The organism is Photobacterium makurazakiensis (genome assembly GCF_050336715.1).
GTDB lineage: Bacteria > Pseudomonadota > Gammaproteobacteria > Enterobacterales > Vibrionaceae > Photobacterium > Photobacterium makurazakiensis.
Genome location: NZ_JAKJSJ010000009.1, coordinates 191,588 through 210,041 on the forward strand (window position 1 = coordinate 191,588; position 18,454 = coordinate 210,041).

At 43.8% G+C, this 18,454-nt stretch carries 14 protein-coding genes; 5 read left to right on the forward strand and 9 right to left on the reverse strand.

What is annotated here, in order from left to right:
• Nucleotides 1-28 precede the first annotated feature (28 nt).
• On the reverse strand, nt 29-1,291 hold the full coding sequence (locus L4D09_RS01190) for a CinA family nicotinamide mononucleotide deamidase-related protein (protein ID WP_428455658.1): 1,263 nt from the start codon (nt 1,289-1,291) through the stop codon (nt 29-31).
• A gap of 444 nt (nt 1,292-1,735) precedes the next feature.
• Here L4D09_RS01190 and tyrP point away from each other — a divergent pair, with 444 nt between their 5' ends.
• Complete coding sequence (gene tyrP, locus L4D09_RS01195) at nt 1,736-2,944, forward strand: tyrosine transporter TyrP (protein ID WP_428455659.1); 1,209 nt, start codon at nt 1,736-1,738, stop codon at nt 2,942-2,944.
• A gap of 356 nt (nt 2,945-3,300) precedes the next feature.
• A complete protein-coding gene (locus tag L4D09_RS01200; RefSeq protein WP_428455660.1) occupies nt 3,301-5,265 on the forward strand; it encodes a putative bifunctional diguanylate cyclase/phosphodiesterase in 1,965 nt (654 codons plus the stop codon).
• A 273-nt stretch (nt 5,266-5,538) separates the two neighbouring features.
• Here L4D09_RS01200 and L4D09_RS01205 read toward each other — a convergent pair whose 3' ends face one another.
• The 3 genes from L4D09_RS01205 to cysB all read right to left on the reverse strand — a co-directional run bounded on the left by L4D09_RS01205 (nt 5,539) and on the right by cysB (nt 8,578).
• Nucleotides 5,539-6,270 carry a sulfite exporter TauE/SafE family protein gene (locus L4D09_RS01205; protein ID WP_428455661.1) on the reverse strand — a complete coding sequence of 244 codons (732 nt, stop codon included), beginning with the start codon at nt 6,268-6,270 and terminating at the stop codon, nt 5,539-5,541.
• The gene (locus L4D09_RS01210; protein WP_428455662.1) at nt 6,271-7,458 is read right to left on the reverse strand and encodes a methyltransferase; all 1,188 of its coding nucleotides are present in this window, start codon (nt 7,456-7,458) and stop codon (nt 6,271-6,273) included.
• Between the two features lie 145 nt (nt 7,459-7,603).
• Nucleotides 7,604-8,578 (reverse strand): HTH-type transcriptional regulator CysB, encoded by a 975-nt coding sequence (gene cysB / locus L4D09_RS01215; RefSeq protein WP_428455663.1) that lies wholly within the window; start codon nt 8,576-8,578, stop codon nt 7,604-7,606.
• A 284-nt stretch (nt 8,579-8,862) separates the two neighbouring features.
• Here cysB and L4D09_RS01220 point away from each other — a divergent pair, with 284 nt between their 5' ends.
• Complete coding sequence (locus L4D09_RS01220; protein WP_428455664.1) at nt 8,863-9,624, forward strand: DNA repair protein; 762 nt, start codon at nt 8,863-8,865, stop codon at nt 9,622-9,624.
• 90 nt (nt 9,625-9,714) lie between these two features.
• Here the strand turns inward: L4D09_RS01220 and L4D09_RS01225 are convergent, their stop codons facing one another.
• Complete coding sequence (locus L4D09_RS01225) at nt 9,715-10,986, reverse strand: quaternary amine ABC transporter ATP-binding protein (RefSeq protein WP_428455665.1); 1,272 nt, start codon at nt 10,984-10,986, stop codon at nt 9,715-9,717.
• Nucleotides 10,987-11,139: 153 nt separating this feature from the next.
• The gene (locus tag L4D09_RS01230; RefSeq protein WP_428455666.1) at nt 11,140-12,138 is read right to left on the reverse strand and encodes an ABC transporter substrate-binding protein; all 999 of its coding nucleotides are present in this window, start codon (nt 12,136-12,138) and stop codon (nt 11,140-11,142) included.
• 301 nt (nt 12,139-12,439) lie between these two features.
• On the opposite strand from L4D09_RS01230, the gene miaE reads away from it, so the two are divergent.
• Nucleotides 12,440-13,228, forward strand: a complete 789-nt coding sequence (gene miaE, locus L4D09_RS01235) for a tRNA isopentenyl-2-thiomethyl-A-37 hydroxylase MiaE (RefSeq protein WP_428455667.1) — start codon at nt 12,440-12,442, stop codon at nt 13,226-13,228.
• Between the two features lie 77 nt (nt 13,229-13,305).
• On the opposite strand, the gene topA is transcribed toward miaE, so the two are convergent.
• On the reverse strand, nt 13,306-15,951 hold the full coding sequence (gene topA / locus L4D09_RS01240; protein WP_428455668.1) for a type I DNA topoisomerase: 2,646 nt from the start codon (nt 15,949-15,951) through the stop codon (nt 13,306-13,308).
• A gap of 637 nt (nt 15,952-16,588) precedes the next feature.
• Between topA and L4D09_RS01245 the strand changes: the two genes are divergently transcribed.
• Complete coding sequence (locus L4D09_RS01245; RefSeq protein ID WP_428455669.1) at nt 16,589-16,834, forward strand: YciN family protein; 246 nt, start codon at nt 16,589-16,591, stop codon at nt 16,832-16,834.
• Between the two features lie 60 nt (nt 16,835-16,894).
• Here L4D09_RS01245 and L4D09_RS01250 read toward each other — a convergent pair whose 3' ends face one another.
• Both L4D09_RS01250 and sohB read right to left on the reverse strand, forming a co-directional pair.
• Entirely contained in the window at nt 16,895-17,323 is a 429-nt protein-coding gene (locus L4D09_RS01250) for a DUF805 domain-containing protein (RefSeq protein WP_428455670.1), read from the reverse strand.
• 8 nt (nt 17,324-17,331) lie between these two features.
• The gene (gene sohB, locus L4D09_RS01255; protein ID WP_428455671.1) at nt 17,332-18,390 is read right to left on the reverse strand and encodes a protease SohB; all 1,059 of its coding nucleotides are present in this window, start codon (nt 18,388-18,390) and stop codon (nt 17,332-17,334) included.
• Nucleotides 18,391-18,454: the final 64 nt, after the last annotated feature.

Consider the following 18,454-nt stretch of genomic DNA (forward strand, 5'->3'; position numbering starts at 1 on the left):
GCTTCTTCTTCTACCTTGCTAGTCTTGCCTACCCTTCGTTTTGCTTTTCGCTAACAATATACGCTTCATCTATTCGCGTTAACGATTCATACTGACCTATTACGTCTTTTCCTGATAGCCAGCGACGCAGCATATCGAGCATAACTGTCGATAAAACATAACGGAAATCTCGGCTGGCATATTGACGCTTAGTAGTGATCACCTGTGCCCAATCACCTTCAGGGGTCGACAGAACAACAGCCACTTGGCCATCATGCAGCTTCCCTGATGCCATAATAATGCCACCTCCCGTTATGTTTTCGCCATTACAGGCATTATCACGCGCAGCGGCAGCAATGGCCAACACAGCCCCTAGCTGCTCATCTTGGGTATGCTCAACGGTCTTTTCATCACCCAAGACCCATGCTTTCTGGATGTGCGCTCTCATCTCTGGGGCATCATGCACCCAGCTCGTTAAAAAGCCACCCGTAGCTTGCTCTGCAATTGTTAGCGAATACTCGGTTTTAGTCAGCAGATTTGAAACTTCCTCAAGCAAAGGTTGCTCAATGCCAACGATGTTGTCGCCAAGTAAGTCTCTTACTTGTTCTTTAATTGCATCGGCTTCAGCGTGCTCTCGAGGGCAAAAAATCTTCACCTCAATGAACGGTAATGATGAACGGTAGCCAAATTCAAACCCATCAGGTAATGCTATATTTTGTAACGTCTGGCCTATGCCTGATTCTGATAGGCCAAAGGTATATAAGCGATGACAGTCCTTCGCTTGATCGCTGGAGAAACTGCCGATAAACCTTGGGATAATTTGCTCATGGGTCATTACTTTAAATTCACTTGGTACACCCGGCGTAAAAAAGATCCAAGCACGGTTTAGGTGCATGGCAAAGCCACACGCCGTTCCCACTGGATTATCAAGCAGCTCAGCACCTTCTGGCAGCATCGCTTGCTTGAGGTTCGTTTCAGGCATCACTCGATTAAGCTTGGCATATTTAGCCATCATTTCAGCTACCCAATATTCAGATAGCTCCAAACCGACATCAGCCGCAATTGCAGCAGCTTGGGCAGTTAAGTCATCCGTTGTTGGCCCTAGTCCACCATTCACCACCACAACATCGGCAGTCAAGCTACAGTGCTCAATCTCTTTAGCCAGCATCTCAAGTTGGTCACCTACCGTTGTGCGCCGAGTCATAGCAAAACCCTGCTCAAAGAACACACGTGATAACCAAGCGGCATTGGTGTCGGTGATATCACCGTGCAGCACTTCTTCTCCGGTACTGATCATTGCTACCTGTAACATACTTCCCTCTGTTTTTATTGGTTTTCTTATGATCTTACATACTAGTCTTATTTAATAAAGCTTTGGCACTTTTACGCGTGTCAATTATCAACACTTCATCACGTTATCATGCCTTCATTCACATAACGCCAAATCGTACATAAATATTTACAGCAAAAAACGCAAAAGTTGACAGTTCATTAGTGGCACTATAAGGTGCACACCCAGTATCAATGATTAATAAATACCTTAAAACTGGTATTTACAACGACAAATAGAGAATTAAGCATGAAAAACCACTTCGTTTACACTCCCTATCGATAGCCACAATGGCTTAATCGTGTGTAAACAATTAATTACACGCATCGATTCCGTCATTGTGGCCAAGACCTTAAAGGGAGTGACCACAGGTGTGCCTATCACCTCCCAAACATAACTACGAATTTTCTGGGAGCTACAACAACGATGTCTACAAATAAAACCTTCGGCAGTATGCTGATCATTGCTGGCACTACCATTGGTGCTGGTATGCTTGCCTTACCGCTGGCCTCTGCTGGACTCGGCTTTACCACAGCCACTATCATTATGTTTAGCATCTGGCTACTCATGACTTACACCGCCTTATTGATGCTTGAAGTACATCAATACGCAGATCAAACAGCCACGCTTAACTCTCTTGCTAACCAATTGCTTGGCCGTAAAGGACAATTTATTGCCAGCTTTGCAGTGGCTTTTTTGATGTACTCGCTTTGTGCTGCATACATTGCTGGCGGGGGAGATCAACTCAATAATAAATTGAACTACTGGATTGGGGTTGAAGTTACAGCACAGACAAGTGCTATTTTGTTCACTGTTGTTATTGCTGCAATCGTGTCTATTGGCACACATTCAGTCGATATGGTAAACCGTGCATTGTTTACTTTAAAAATCATTGCTCTAATTGTCATGCTCAGCTTACTAGTACCTAATGTCGACGGTGGCCACTTAGTCAATATGCCGGTCGAGAAAGGGTTAATTATTTCAGCATTACCGGTTGTATTTACCTCCTTTGGCTTCCACGGTAGCATCCCTTCAGTGGTTCGTTACATTGGTATGGATATTAAATCGCTACGTAAAGTAATGATCACTGGTTCTTCGTTACCGTTAGTTATTTACATCTTCTGGCAGATAGCAAGCCAAGGGGTATTGAGCCAAAGTGATTTGATGGAAAGCAGCACACTCGGCGCTTTTATCAGTACATTAAGCATCATGTTAGATAACCCAATGGTTAGCCAATCAGTCTCTATCTTTGCTGATCTTGCTCTGGCAACCTCATTTTTAGGTGTGAGCTTAGGTCTGTTTGATTTCATCTCAGATAGCTTTAAACGAGATAGTCAAAAACACGGCCGTCTACAAACTGCATTCATTACCTTCTTGCCACCACTTGGTTTTGCTTTGTTTTACCCTCAAGGCTTTATCATGGCATTGGGATTTGCAGCTATTGCACTGGTGATTCTGGCTATCTTTTTGCCCGTTGCTATGGTCACGGTTCAGCGTAAACAACGCCCAACAAATGAATCTGAATACCAAGTTTCAGGCGGTAAGCCTGCTTTAATCGCTGCAACTTCAGCTGGTGTTCTCATTATTTCAGCACAGTTTTTACAAATGGCTGGTCTTATTCCAGCAATTGGCTAAATTAGGCTTACTTTAATTATGCATTAGCTTAGGTGACTAAGCTGATGCATAATGTCTATAATTTAAACACCCTTAAACCCTTCGCTCTTAAAATCAATATTCTTCTGCTAGAAAAACGTAAATGACATTCGATAACCAAATAAAAAATAATATTGCATAAGCATTTAATTACCAGTGAAGCATTCCTATTTAAAACGACTCAACAACCACCATTGCCTGCTACATTCAATATATTACATACACTTTCTCGCCATTAATGAATAAATCTCACGATTTTTCGTTATTAATATATTTATATAACTATTTTTAAGTTAATCTTGAGCCACAATCAAAAAACTAATGTATAAGCACTGGTAATGAACCATACCTTTTCGCTTTTTGAATACCTGCAATCACCGGTTTGGGTTTTCGATTTTCAAAATAAAAAAATAATTTGGGCTAATTCAGCATCGTTACCGTTATGGGAAACATCCTGTCCGAATGAGTTATCATCACGTGACTTAAGTCTCGACATGTCGGAGGCCGTTTGTGCCACGCTTGATGGCTATCAACGTCGCTTCGAAAAAGGTGAGGTAATAAAAACGTGGTGGTATTTCTCTCCGAACAAAATTGCAAAAAAAGCATTATGTCACTTTTCTGGTATTCCGCTGGGTAATGGAAAGCTCGGTATGCTTGTTGAAGTAATATCCGAAGAATCCATCCTCCGAAAAGAGCTTGCCCAATCAAACACGACAAATTTAGCACTACTCTTTAACAAGAGTGGTGAGCTTATCAGCGCAAATGATGCATTTACTCATTCTTATGGCCCACACCTCCAAGATCTAGCCAGCTTTTTGGGTGACATACAACAATCCGACCATTGGCTCCTTAAAAGCCAAAATGGCGAGGCCATCAAAACTAAAAAGCTTTGTTGGGCAGGTAAAACCCACCACTGGTTTAATGTTGAAGGAAAATGGCTACATGAACAGCAGCGGCTATTACTTAGCCTTATTGATATCAGCCAAGAAATAGAGCAACAACATAGAGCGAAGTATAATGCCGAGCATGACTTCATGACTGGGCTACTCAATCGCCGCGGCATAACCAACGCCATTATTAATAACCTACATAATCAACAACCTTTTAGTCTGCTTTTTTTGGACATCGATGGTTTCAAACTTGTTAATGACACCTATGGTCACGCCATTGGTGACAAACTATTACGAGCCATTGCAATTCGCTTGCAAGAGGAGTTGAAGTTTAAGGGGCTACTAGCTCGCTTTGGCGGTGATGAGTTCATCATCCAAGCTGAGCATCGCAAAATTAAAGACCCAGCTCAGTTTGCGAAACAAATTATTACCGCGTTGAATCGCCCATTCCATCTAAATGAAGTGGGAGAGTTGTCTATCGGCTGCAGTATTGGTACAGCAAATTACCCGACTGATGCCAAAGATATTGAAACCTTAGTCACCCAAGCTGACATGGCGATGCATCGCGCTAAACTTCGAGGTCGTAATCGCAGCCACCACTTTTCTCCCGATATGGCCGATGCTCTCTACCGAAAGATGACATTACGCCATCACCTGACCGTCGCGTTAGAAGCCGAAGCATTCGAGCTTTACTATCAACCGATCGTTGATATGAAATCAAAAAAACTAAAAGGCTTTGAAGCACTGATCCGTTGGCATGATGAGGAGCTGGGGCAAGTCTCTCCTGGAGAGTTTATTCCACTTGCGGAAGAAACAGGGCAAATCGTCCCTCTTGGGAAATGGATCATTAAAAAAGCCTGTAAACAACTGGCAAAATGGCGCAAAAAATACAGTGAAGATTTCATTATGAGCGTCAATCTATCAAGGTCACAATTACAATCAAGCCTAGCGCCAACGATTGAGTCTTTCTTACATCGGTATCAAATCCCAGCGTCACACCTAGCCCTTGAATTAACCGAATCCACTATGCTGCAAGATTATGACGAGGCCAAGCAGTGCCTTGATGATCTTGCTTCACTGGGCCTTGAGCTTTATCTCGATGATTTTGGTACAGGCTACTCTTCGCTCTCTCAGCTTCAAGACTTGCCAATTAGCACCGTTAAACTTGACCAAAGTTTCGTGCAAGGTGAACACAAAGGCAGCCAAGCCATCATAGAAGCGACGAGGGCTATCTGTGAAAAGTTGGATTTAAAAGTGGTGGCTGAAGGCGTTGAAACCGAAGCACAACTAAGATACCTCCAACAATGCCGGTTTGACTTCTGTCAAGGGTATTACTTGGGCCGTCCAATGCCAGCATCTGAACATGAAGACAGAAACTTCAGCTTACTCAATGAAATTCCATCTATACATTGATCTGCTTGGTGCTTGATAAAGACCATGCCCCTTCCTCTGATCAATGCACATAAAACGAAAGGCCAGCAGTGAAAACGGCTGGCCTTTCATTTTTCTTGATGACGTTAGTCTTATACCAATCTGGATAAGTAATTGATCTAAGTATTACGCAGGAAAAATTGTTGTTATCAAGGCAGAGATTGCAGTAACTAGTGGTTCTAATTACAAAATCTCTAACGTAGAGAACAACGGTTTTAACCAGTAAGACTGATCAAGTACTTATGTAGGTTGGTATTACACCGTTGTTGGTGGTGAAATACCTTGCCAAATTGAAATGACACCCGCAACAGAACAAAGTACTAACAAGGCATAACGTAGCCACTCTGCTTTAATCAAGTGTTGAATACGATAGGCAAATAACGACGTTAAAACAGGCACTGGCATGATCATCATGCCATATTTAAAATGCCACCAGCTGAAGTGGCCTGTTGCAGATAATGTAATAAGTGACAGCACACAACTGAAAGCAAAGAAACCAGCAAGATTTGCCCGTAATTTACCTGCCTCGGCATGCTGTAGTACTAAAGCCATAGGTGGACCACCAATACTGGTACTCGTCCCCATCACCCCTGACACGAATCCAGCCCAGAATAACGACTTATTGGTTGGCCGAACACGTACTTTTAATAAGCTAATCGCGACAGCAAGTAATACACCAACGCCTAAGACTAACGACAGAGATTCGACCGAGATATAAAGCAACATCACCCCAGCAACAATGGTACCAGGCACTCGGCCAACAAACGCTGCCCCTAACCCTTTAAAAGATAGCATTGAGCGGTACTGCCACATATTGATTAGCGCAAGTACTAAACCAACGAGTGTTATCACCCCGGGAACAAAGCGAGGCTCAAATATGAACACAATGGGGGCTGCAACAATTGCCATCCCAAATCCGACTGTACTCTGGATAAAGCATCCAGCCGCTAATGCCAGCGCACAGTATAAGAGTGTCGTTAGTTCCATTTATTTTTTTAACTCCGCATGTATAAGTAAGTTTCTTGGGGTGATCGGCTTGTCACAAAACGTCCCGACGGTAACGCTGTAACCTGACTCTTCCATAAAGCAAGCACGGTCATAGACCAACCACATTTCAAGCGGGCGACGAAATAGCTGGCGCACAAGCTCAAGACGCTCGACCCAATAATACCGCTGCTCGCCCTGCTGCTGCCAATGTGCGAAATCAATATCGTCTGGCAGGGTGAGTGTCTTTTTCTCTGCCGCCCAATGACAAAATGCTTCAAAACCATCATTCAACAATGCTTTTTGTACATTTGGCACTGGCATATATTCTTCACTTGCGAGTACTTGCTTTTGCAAGCTATCAAAGCCCAAACGAAAACTCACTTCGATAAACCGTAAATTCCTAACCCGATTACCCGCTGTAACCGTTTCTTGCAACGGCAGGCGTAAATCATGCTTAGACAGTGCTAAGTCACTTTGCATTGCCAGAGAGGACATCGGTTGATACATCTGGCTTCGGATTAGGTGGTAACAACAAGGTGATATGCTAACCGCCTTTCCTTGCTTATTCGCCACTCGCTGCAGCAACGACACATGCAAATCGCCACACGCATGAAGCGCTACAGCATGCTGTTGAGGCTGAATAAACTGCTCACTTTCAGAAGAAAAAGCATCGCCCTGTACAAATGTCATCGGTAAGCCTAGCTTCTTCGCCGCAACAGAGCCGCTATCACACAGTGCCTGCTGCCACTCTAAACTGACAACGGGTGCCTGATGTGTTGCGCTTAACACTCGACCTAGGTACCCCTTACCAGCACACCATTCAAGCCAAGGTAATTTCAACGCAGGCAACGCACCATTGAACGCGATTAATTGTTGCCACTTTCGCCCGGGGATCCCAACATCGATACCTTTTTGGGGTACTCGCTCTGTTTGCGATAACTCATTCACCTGTGACAAACGATGAAGTAATGCCGCTTGAGGAATAAAAGGGAGCAAAGCGTTGGCTAATGCCTGTGGATCACTGAGGTAATCAGCGAGCTGCTGATCACTTAACTGACCTAACCATTGGCATAATTCAGGATGTTTTTCTTCCCATTCGGCGTAATGAACCGAAAACGGCATAAACTGCCAAAATTCACGGGTATCAGCTAAGACGGCATCTAGCTGGATAAAAAGCGGGGCAAACATGGTGTACTCTGCGAAGGTCAGACAAATCGCAGGTATTGTATACTAATACCGCATCAATGAGCAGAAAGAGACTGTTTCAATATAAGAAAGAAAAGGTGCCCAGCGGTCACCTTTCTATATGTGTTCTTTTTAAAGAATAAATGAACTATTTAACTGGCAGCTCAATATTCGCAAACATCGCTTCAATTTCAGCGTTAGTTTTTAATTCAACGGCTTGGTCAATAACACTTTTTGACAGGTGTGGAGCAAACCGCGCCATAAAGTCATACATATATGTACGCAAGAAGGTGCCTTTTTTGAAACCAATCTTAGTCGTACTTGCTTCAAAAATATGGCTCGCATCAATCGCCACCAAATCGCTGTCGATCACAGGGTCAATCGCCATGCTGGCAATAACCCCAACCCCAACCCCCAATCGGACATAAGTTTTAATCACGTCCGCATCGGTCGCAGTAAACACTATCCTTGGTGTTAAACCCGAACGGTTAAAGGCGCTATCAAGTTCAGAGCGGCCAGTAAAACCGAAGACATAAGTAACCAAAGAGTAGGCAGCTAAATCATGAATGGTAATTTCAGATTTTTGCGCGAGTGGATGATCAGCTTTTACCACAATAGAACGATTCCAGTGATAACAAGGTAACATGATCATCTCTTGATAGAGGTGCAGCGCTTCAGTAGCAATCACAAAATCAGTTGTCCCTTTCGACACTGCTTCAGCTAACTGCGATGGCGCTCCTTGATGCATATGTAGCGATACTTTCGGATAGCGGTTAATAAAACCTTGGATCACCGATGGCAGCGCATAGCGCGCTTGAGTATGGGTTGTTGCGATGTTTAAAGTACCCATTTCAGGGTGAGTATGTTCACCAGCAACTGACTTAATGCTATCAACCCGAGAAAGAATATCTCGTGAAATTTTAATTATTTCCTGCCCAGCAGGGGTCACTTTCGTCAGATGCTTACCACAACGTTCGAAGACCTGAATACCGAGTTCATCCTCTAACAAGCGTACTTGCTTACTAATACCAGGCTGTGACGTATAGAGGCTTTCAGCCGTTGAAGAAACGTTAAGGTTATGATTAACAACCTCAACGATATACCTTAATTGTTGTAATTTCATGGCACCGCCTAATTGTATAGTCCATTATATCAATGCAAGCATGTATTACATCCCGTTATAGCGCTAAATGTTCTATTTTCATAGCGTTTGTGATTAAAGACACCCACTCCATCCACTTTACATCGCATAACATTATAAATATGGAAGAAACGCATCGCCTCTGTCTTTAGTTATCAATCGCTTGCTACTTAAAGGGCGCAAAAAGCACAACAACACTATGCCCTACTTGGTAGATGGTGTATCTTATAAGGCTTAAATATAAGCACGGATGATCGATGTAACTTATGAGTATGCCACTAATCATAGGCCTAGTAAGTCTACTACTGATCTTGATTGTTGGTTACAACATCATAATTCAGTACCGACAGAAACTAGAAAGCAGTAAACAACAAGAGCTTGCACGGTTTATTGCGATTATTGACGCTACTGAAGACTTGATCGGTAATGCCCACCACCTTCCTTATAGCAAAGAGTTACTGGTTTGCTTAAACCAACGGGTACTTTCTTCGCTAGAAAGCATGTATGAAGTTGATACCTCTGATAAGTCTCTTCCACAACGCATCAAAAATGTTGGTGAACAAATCCGTCAACTGCAAGAAAACTACTCGAACGCAGATGTCGCCAGTTTTAAAGTACCAACAACCGATAAGCAAGCCATTGGCATGCTACAGTTGGTCAAGCGCCTAAAAGTTGTCATTAAAGGCGAACACAGTAAAGGCCGGATGCCCACGCAAGCCTTTGTGGCTGAGAACGCCCGTTTGGAAGGTATTCAGCTTCGGATTAACATTGAAAATGTTATCAAACGCGCCAACGATGCGCGTATTAAACGCCAACTGGGTACATCTAAACAGTTGCTGAAAAAAGGCATTGACGCACTCGCAACTAAAAACGACACCTATGCAAATCAAGCGCGCGAAAAGCTACAACAGATGTTAAACGACATTGACAATAGCCAAAGTCGTAACCATGAGCATGAACGCCAGCAGTTGATGGATAAAGAGCATGATGACATTGATGTGCTCTTTCAACCCAAACGGAAGTGGTAACTCTTCTCCACGCCGCCCAATAACCATAAAAAAGGTCACACAAGGTGACCTTTTTTATACCTACTAAATTCATAAAACCGCACAGAATCTTTAAGCGGCTAAGTCTTCACTTCGAGGCTTTTTTTCGCCACCACCATCACCTCGCCCCATTTTCCCTTGCTCACTCAGTACCTCGGCCAGCGTTGTACGGGATAAATACCCTTCAATTTCACCGTCTGCATTAATCACTGGCAATGGGTGTTTGCTGTCTAGCGTTTCAGGGATCACGGCTTCTAACAAAGCCTTTGCGTGTACTGCTGGCACATTTTCTAACATCAATGGGTCAATGGCATTGCCATAATCCTGTTCGTCCACTTCTTCCAAGCTTTGCTGTGTGATGACACCTTGATAACCATCATCACTAATGTAATAGCCGTAATCCTCTGGTGCCATGCGCATTTGTTTTATCGCCTCACCAATGGTTTCAGCTGAAATGCGCACTACCTGTGGTTTCATAACGGTTTCAACCGTTAAAGCTCTTGCCCTGTTAACATCTTTGACAAAGGCTGCTACATAATCATCAGCAGGGTTTAATAGGATATCGAAAGGCTTCCCCTGCTGAACCACTTCACCATCCCGAAGAATCGCAATTCGATCGCCAAGTCTAAGCGCTTCATCAAGATCATGGGTAATAAACACAATCGTTTTATGCAGCCTCTCTTGCAGTTCAATCAGTTGATCTTGCATCTCGCTACGAATAAGTGGATCAAGCGCTGAAAATGCTTCATCCATTAGCAAAATTTCGGCATCGGTGCATAATGCCCGAGCCAACCCAACCCGCTGCTGCTGACCACCAGAAAGACTTGCTGGATAATGACTTTGATAACCATCAAGCCCCACTGTTTCTAACCAGTACTGAGCCGTATTTTCTCGTTCGGCTTTAGCTACCCCTTGGACATGCAAACCGTAAGCAATATTCTGCAAAACTGTTCGGTGAGGCATCAATCCAAAACGCTGGAAGACCATCGACATTTTATCGCGTCGAAACTGTTGTAATGCCTTTTCATTGAGACTTACAACATCCGTACCCTCGACTTCAATCACACCTTCTGTCGGCTCAATCAAACGGTTAAAGTGACGGATAAGCGTCGATTTACCCGAGCCTGATAGCCCCATAACGACAAAAATTTCTCCAGGGTAAATATCGAGATTAATATCGCTTAGCCCGACGGTATGACCTGTAGATTGAAGGATGTCATCTTTCGATTGCCCTGCTTTTACTTTCTTCAATACGTTTTCTGAATCGGGACCGAAAACCTTAAACAAACCGCGAACACTGATCAGCGGCACGGCTGATGTTTCTTGTTCCTTTGGCTGGCTCATAAGTACTGATCTCCAAGGTGCTGCAGGGTGCCGTGGAATCATCTCGTATACAAAAAAATCACCGCAGGATGGTGCTGAGATGATTTTCCAATTGTCATTTTTGTAGGCGACCCTATATCAATATAGGGTCGTTTCTACTGAGAATGAAAACAATTACAACTCAGATAAAGCTTGTTTCACTTTTTTGGCAACTTCAGGGCTAACCCAAGCTGTCCACGTCGCTTCATTCTCATTCAAAAATTCTTCCATTGCGATTTCACCATCGGCCTGATTATCTTCCATCCATGCCAATAACTCGTTCATCTGGGCGTTAGTAAAAGATCGCGCTTCAAGATAAGCCAGCGCTTTGGGAGCACGCTTAGCGAAGGTTTCAGTCACTATGGTATCAACAGCCGATGGTGGGTACATGGTTACTTTAGGGTCAAGGCAATCAGCATTTGCGGTACAGGCTTTATAATGCTCTTCATCGATACCGGATCCAAAATCAACTTTGACCATTTTGTATTTACCTAAAATGGCTGTCGGCGCCCAATAGTACCCAAACCATGGTTCTTGACGTTCATAAGCCTTAGCAATTGAACCTGCCAATCCCGCGCCAGAGCCCGGATCAATCAAATCAAATCCAGCGTCATCTAGCTTCATTGCCCTAAATAAGTTACCTGCGGTGATTTGACAATTCCAACCGGCTGGACAGCCAAAAAATGCCGAACGATCAGGGTCTTCTGGGTGGATGAATAACTTAGCGTTTGCTTTAATACCAGTGATCGTGGCGAGTGATGGATCTTTTTCAACCATGTAATCTGGTACCCAGAACCCTTCTTCTCCACCGTCCGATAAGCTAGCACCAGCATAACGCAACCGGCCCTCTTCTACGCCGCGATCAAGTGCTGCTTTCATCGAATTGCTCCATAGCTCAGGGGCAATATCAGGCTCACCTTTCTCGATCATCGATGTACCCGTTGGCATCGTATCGCCTGGTACTAGCTCGGCATTACAACCATAACCATGTTCAAGAATAAACTTATCAACATTGGCAATTAAGGTCGCAGAGCTCCAATTCATATCTGCAATAGTGACATCGCCACATTCACTGGCATAACTGTTAAACGATGTACCAGCAATAATAAGGGCAAGCGATAACGGTTTAATCATGTCCATTCCTTTGTTATGAATTCTTTACCTAATCTGCGCGCAGCTGCGTCACAACTTATTAACAAACTCTTTAGTAGACTAAGCATCTTTTCGCTAATAAGCAAAATTAATCATCCAAGTAACAACGCCTCTTATGCCCATTAGGCATGCAAATAATTAGTGCTGTAATGATCTCGCCATCTCCCTGTAACCCAAAAGGCCATTCTCTGCCCCTGCGACTTTTTGTTATAATCAGCCCACTAACAAATCGCAGCTGCTCTTTAGGCATCGCATAAATATCAAGGCTCAACAAAAAAGCATTATGGATAGCACTCAACGCATGATCGATGAACTACTGACCCCGATTATACAATTTTTACACTGCTCAACGCCTGATGAATGGATTGCAGAAGCCACTAAACCAGAAAACTTAGTGCCACTTTTAGTCGATCACTGTAACTGTGAGCTTAAAGCCAGCCAGACTGCCATTTTTCTGATTCGAAAATACGCCGTTGATGCCAAGAGTGGCCAAGCGCTACTGGAATGGGCAAAGCCTTATGAAGACTTTGTTTATGGCAAAGTCCGCCAAACAGGTGCCTTTCATGGTAAAAAGAATGGCTTATCCGCACCATTAACACCTAAATCGGACTGTCCTTTCGGGCAAGAGCTTATCGACAAGATGGTGCGATTAATCAAAGAAGAGTTTCACCACTTTGAGCAGGTGCTTGATATCATGGCAAGTCGTGAGATCCCTTATTCAAACATGACGGCAGGACGCTATGCGAAAGGGCTCATGAAAACCGTTCGTACTCATGAGCCTGCAACCCTGATTGATAAACTGATTATCGGTGCATTCATCGAGGCGCGTTCGTGTGAGCGATTTGCCAAGCTAGCACCTTATTTAGATGATGAGTTAAAGAAGTTTTACATCTCGCTATTACGCTCAGAGGCTCGCCACTATCAGGACTACTTGAAACTCGCAGAGCAAATTGCGGGTACTGATATTTCTGACCGTATCGCACTTATAGGCCGTAAAGAAGCAGAGTTAATCAACACCCCAGACGATGCATTCCGCTTTCACAGTGGTGTACCCGCTTTAATGACAGCATAGTGATTCATATCGTTTTATTGGCTGGCAATATTTAAGCTTCGCTAAGATATAAAAAAACCGCCTTTCGGCGGTTTTTTTTATTTTTCTTCTTTTTCTTTCTTCGGCTTCTTACGCTTATCCGTAATTTCCCACTTACCGTCGATGTATAAGCCCGTCCAGCCTGAAGGTTTACCCTCAATTTCAGAACGAACATAGTTCTCTTTAGTCTTACGGCTAAATCGAACAACGGTAGGACGACCATCTGGGTCTTCCGTTGGCGCGTCAGTTAAATAAGTAAACTTCGGAGACAAACGGTCTTTGAAGCGAACTAATTCTTCAACTAACGGCGCGCGGGTTTCACGTGATTTAGGGAACGTACTTGCGGCCATGAACAAGCCAGACGCACCATCGCGTAATACAAAGTAAGCATCAGTATCTTGAGTACAAGGCAGTTCAGGTAAGTGAACTGGATCTTCCTTCGGCGGTGCAATCTCGCCACTCTTCAAGATCTTCCGTGTATTCTTACATTCTTCGTTAGTACAACCCATGTACTTACCGAATCGGCCATTTTTAAGCTCCATATCAGAACCACACTTATCACATTCGATAAGCGGTCCTTCATAACCTTTAAGCTTAAATTCACCTTTTTCGACAATGTAGCCATCACAACCTGGGTTGTTACCACAAACATGTAGCTTACGATCTTGGTCAATCAAATAAGCATCCATCGCTGTACTACATTTTGGACAACGCTTCTTCGCACGCAGTGCGGCAGTTTCCACGTCTTCCTCAAGCACATTGACGATACCGTCTTCGTCGCCCAAGTTAATGGTTGTTTTACAACGTTCTTTCGGCGGCAATGCATAACCAGAACAACCTAGGAACACGCCTGTTGATGCGGTACGAATACCCATCGGACGCTCACAGGTCGGACATTTAATATCGGTTATTACGATATTATTTGGCTTCATGCCACCTTCAGCTTCATCCAACTCGGCTTTTTCAAGCTCTGATGTAAAGTCGCTGAAGAAATTATCAAGCACGCCCTTCCAACTTGCTTCACCTTCTGCAATTTTATCGAGGTTACCTTCCATACGGGCGGTAAAATCGTAATCCATTAGGTCAGCAAAGCTTTCATCTAGGCGGTCAGAAACAATCTCACCCATTTTCTCAGCGTAGAAACGACGCTGTTCAACATGCACATAACCGCGATCTTGAATCGTCGAGATAATCGATGCATAAGTCGATGGACGACCAATGCCACGTTTCTCAAGCTCTTTAACCAAAGCAGCTTCTGTAAAGCGCGCAGGCGGCTTCGTGAAGTGTTGCTTAGGTTCGAGTGACTCAAGCTTCAAGTTATCACCAACGCTAACCAGAGGCAGTGTGGTATCTTCATTTTTACCAGATGGACGCTGAACATGTGTCCAACCAGCAAAACGCATGGTACGGCCTTTCGCTTTTAAGGTGAAATCGCCAGCTTTAACCGTGATTGTGCTCGAATCGTACTTAGCCGGTACCATCTGACATGACACAAACTGACGCCAAATTAGGTCATACAGTTTGATCGCGTCTTGGTCGACACCTTCAAGGTTTTCTGCTTTCACATCAACACTTGATGGACGGATCGCTTCGTGCGCTTCTTGTGCATTGCCCTTGCTACCGTATACATTCGGCTTGCTTGGCAAATAGTTATCACCGTACTCGTTACTGATGAAATCACGCGCTGCTTCAACGGCATCTTTTGACAAGTTCGTTGAGTCAGTACGCATGTAGGTAATATAACCCGCTTCATACAGACGTTGCGCCAAGCCCATGGTACGTTTTACACCGTAGCCAAGTCGCGTACTCGCCGCTTGTTGAAGCGTCGAGGTAATATAAGGTGCAGAAGGCTTACTGCTGGTTGGGCGGTCTTCACGGTCAATAACCTGATAAGCCGCTTTTTCCAACAATGAGTTCGCCGCCATTGCGTCGGTTTCATTTTCCGGACGGAAAGCCTTGCCTGCTTGCTGAGCAACCATCAAACGCAGCGCATCATCGCCTACGGTTTGGGTATTGGCATGAATGTCCCAGTATTCTTCTGGATCAAACGCCTTGATTTCACGCTCTCGCTCAACAATCAACTTCACCGCGACAGACTGAACACGTCCTGCGGATAAGCCTCGTGCGACTTTTTTCCAAAGTAGCGGAGACACCATGAAGCCCACAACACGGTCTAAAAAGCGACGTGCCTGCTGTGCATTGACACCATCAATGTTCAGCTCGCCCGGCTCTTCAAATGCTTGTTGAATCGCATTTTTAGTGATTTCGTTGAAAACCACTCGTTTGTAACGTGCATCATCGCCACCGATGATCTCACGAAGGTGCCACGCAATAGCTTCTCCTTCGCGGTCCAAATCAGTTGCGAGATAAACATAATCAGCATCTGCGGCTAATTTTTGAAGTTCGTTAACAACTTTTTCTTTGCCCGGCAGCACTTCGTATTGCGCTTCCCAATCGTTATAAGGGTCTACACCCATTTTACCGATTAGCGACTTACGATCTTTTTCTTTCTTGATACGTGCTTTTTCTTCCGGACTCAGACCTTTGCTCGAAGTGGCAGCAGCTTTCTTGCCTGTGCTTCGTGCACCGGTCGGCAAATCACGGACGTGACCCACGCTTGACTTTACGATGAAGTCCTTACCCAAGTACTTATTTATCGTTTTCGCCTTGGCTGGGGACTCCACAATAACGAGAGATTTACCCATAATGACTCTATTCGTCCTCGTGCTCACAAAACTAAATATAAAAAACCAATGGTCGCATGCTAAAAAATGATAACTAACATAGCAACATCAACACACCAAACTGATTAAGTAACTACTCTCTTCATCATACTCAATCTTGTTGAGGACAACGTTTTAGTAACTAGTTACGTAATGCGATTAGTCTTTACATATTGGGCTACAATCGTAGAAGGTCAACTGCTTTTTAACAAAAAGAGGTTGATTGCTCGTACCTTCCCCACTTGTTAACACTTGGTTACATCGCATTTATACAATGTACATCAGCTTGAATTACATCAGTTAAACGTACTATCTATGGTTATATAACGACGCAATTGCCTCTATATATAAGCAGCATACTATCGCGATAGTAGCTTCAAGCCCAACGGGCGGTAATCATTACCACCTCATCAACTGTTTGACTATAAAAAACCACCAATTTTGGTATCGGCTCACAGAAATTCACCTTTTCAACCATGGAATCACCCATTCTTTGAACGATTTTTAACTAACCCCTTATTCAAGCAAGGGAATTGTTATCAAGCCTCAAGTTCAATACACTATCTCCCATCAGCCTTGTGTATTGATAAGGCAACAACATAGATCCAGAGAGCATTCCATGAGCACAAAAAAGACAATATCTTGCGAAGAATTATTGATGATTGCTAACCAATTAATCCAAGATCATGACGCCTACCAAGAAGGCATGCGCGCCACCTCTGTTGAACAACGTGATGATGTGCTGGTATTCAAAGGCGAATACTTCCTTGATGACAGCGGCTTACCAACAGCAAAAACAACCGCTGTATTCAACATGTTCAAATACCTTGCCCACCAACTGTCACCAAAATTCACGTTATCATAAACAAAAAAACAGCCCCATTTTCGGGGCTGTTTTTACGCATGTAATGTTATAAATCAAACATTACATGTCGATTGTCATCGTCTCTTTACGATCACTTTCATCTTCCGGACGCTTATCTGGTGATGATGGTGGTTCACCACGACCTTTTGGATCGTCACCATATTGATTCGGCCCTTTTGTACCATCAAGTATGCCTAAATCAACAATAACAAAGATTGGCCCAATAATTGGTAGTAGGGTTAAGATAACCCACCAAGCGCTTTTATTTCGGTCATGTAACCGTTTTATATTCAACGCCAGCGAAGCCCAAAATACAAATCCAAGAATCAGCATAGATAACAGATTGAGTATCGGGTTATTCGCAACATTTTCAGGCGAACTGTAAATAAAGACGGGTAACGAAACCAATAAAACTGGCACACTATATAGCCAATAATCACGGCGTCGCATTCGGCCTTTAAATGAAAATAGAGCCCATTTCTGGTTCATTATCACACCTATACAATTGGACGCTGTCCACGACTGATCCACTTCAACAATAAGTTATCAGCAGCATCACCCGTAGCACCCGCTAGCTTTTCAGCCAACTTCTTACGTTGTACATAACGCACTTGAAGAACGTCACGATCTTTACATGCTTGTGTAATGAAATCATCACTGGTGCCGATTTCATCAACTAACCCAAGTTCCAATGCTTGCTTACCAAACCAATGTTCGCCTGTCGCGACTTTTTCAAGATCCAGATCTGGGCGGTGAACAGCAATGAAATCTTTGAACAAACCATGTGTTTCTTCAATTTCAGTTTGGAACTTTTCACGCGCCTTGTCTGAGTTTTCGCCGAACATCGTTAACGTTCGCTTAAATTCACCTGCCGTGATTTGCTCAAATTCAATATCGTTTTTCTTCAACAATTTATTGAAATTAGGTAACTGTGCAATCACCCCGATAGAGCCAACTACCGCAAATGGAGCAGAAATAATTTTATCAGCCACACACGCCATCATATAGCCGCCACTCGCAGCCACTTTATCAACTGAAATGGTAAGGCTAACCCCTGCCGCCTTCAAACGGTCAAGCTGTGATGATGCTAAGCCATAGCCGTGAACCATGCCGCCGCCCGTTTCCAAGCGTAGCAATACTTCATCACCTTCCATCGCAACAGCAAGGATAGCGGTCACTTCTTCACGTAATGAATTCACTTCACGCGCATCAAGGCTACCGTGGAAGTCTAAGACAAATAAGCGAGGATCGCGCGAATGGGATAAATCGCCTTCTTTAGCCGCTTTCTTCACTTCATTCTGGCGCAGTTTATGCTTTTCTTTTTCTGCTTTCTTGTCTGCTTTATCACGTGCTTTAAGCAACGGTTTATCAAACAAGTGAGACTCTAATTGATGTACTGTATTTTTATACTGCTCACTTAAGTCGGTAACTTCTAGTTCACCTTTGGCGCTATGATGACCCTTTAAGCTTTTAGCAATAATCAGAATACTAGCAATCGCAATCACCACCGTGGCAATTTTGGCTAGGAACAGCCCATAATCAAACAAAAAATCCAATGTTGAGTCCTCATCTTTTGGCGTTTTTACATTGTAACCAAGTTGTCACCAATCCTGCTACGCC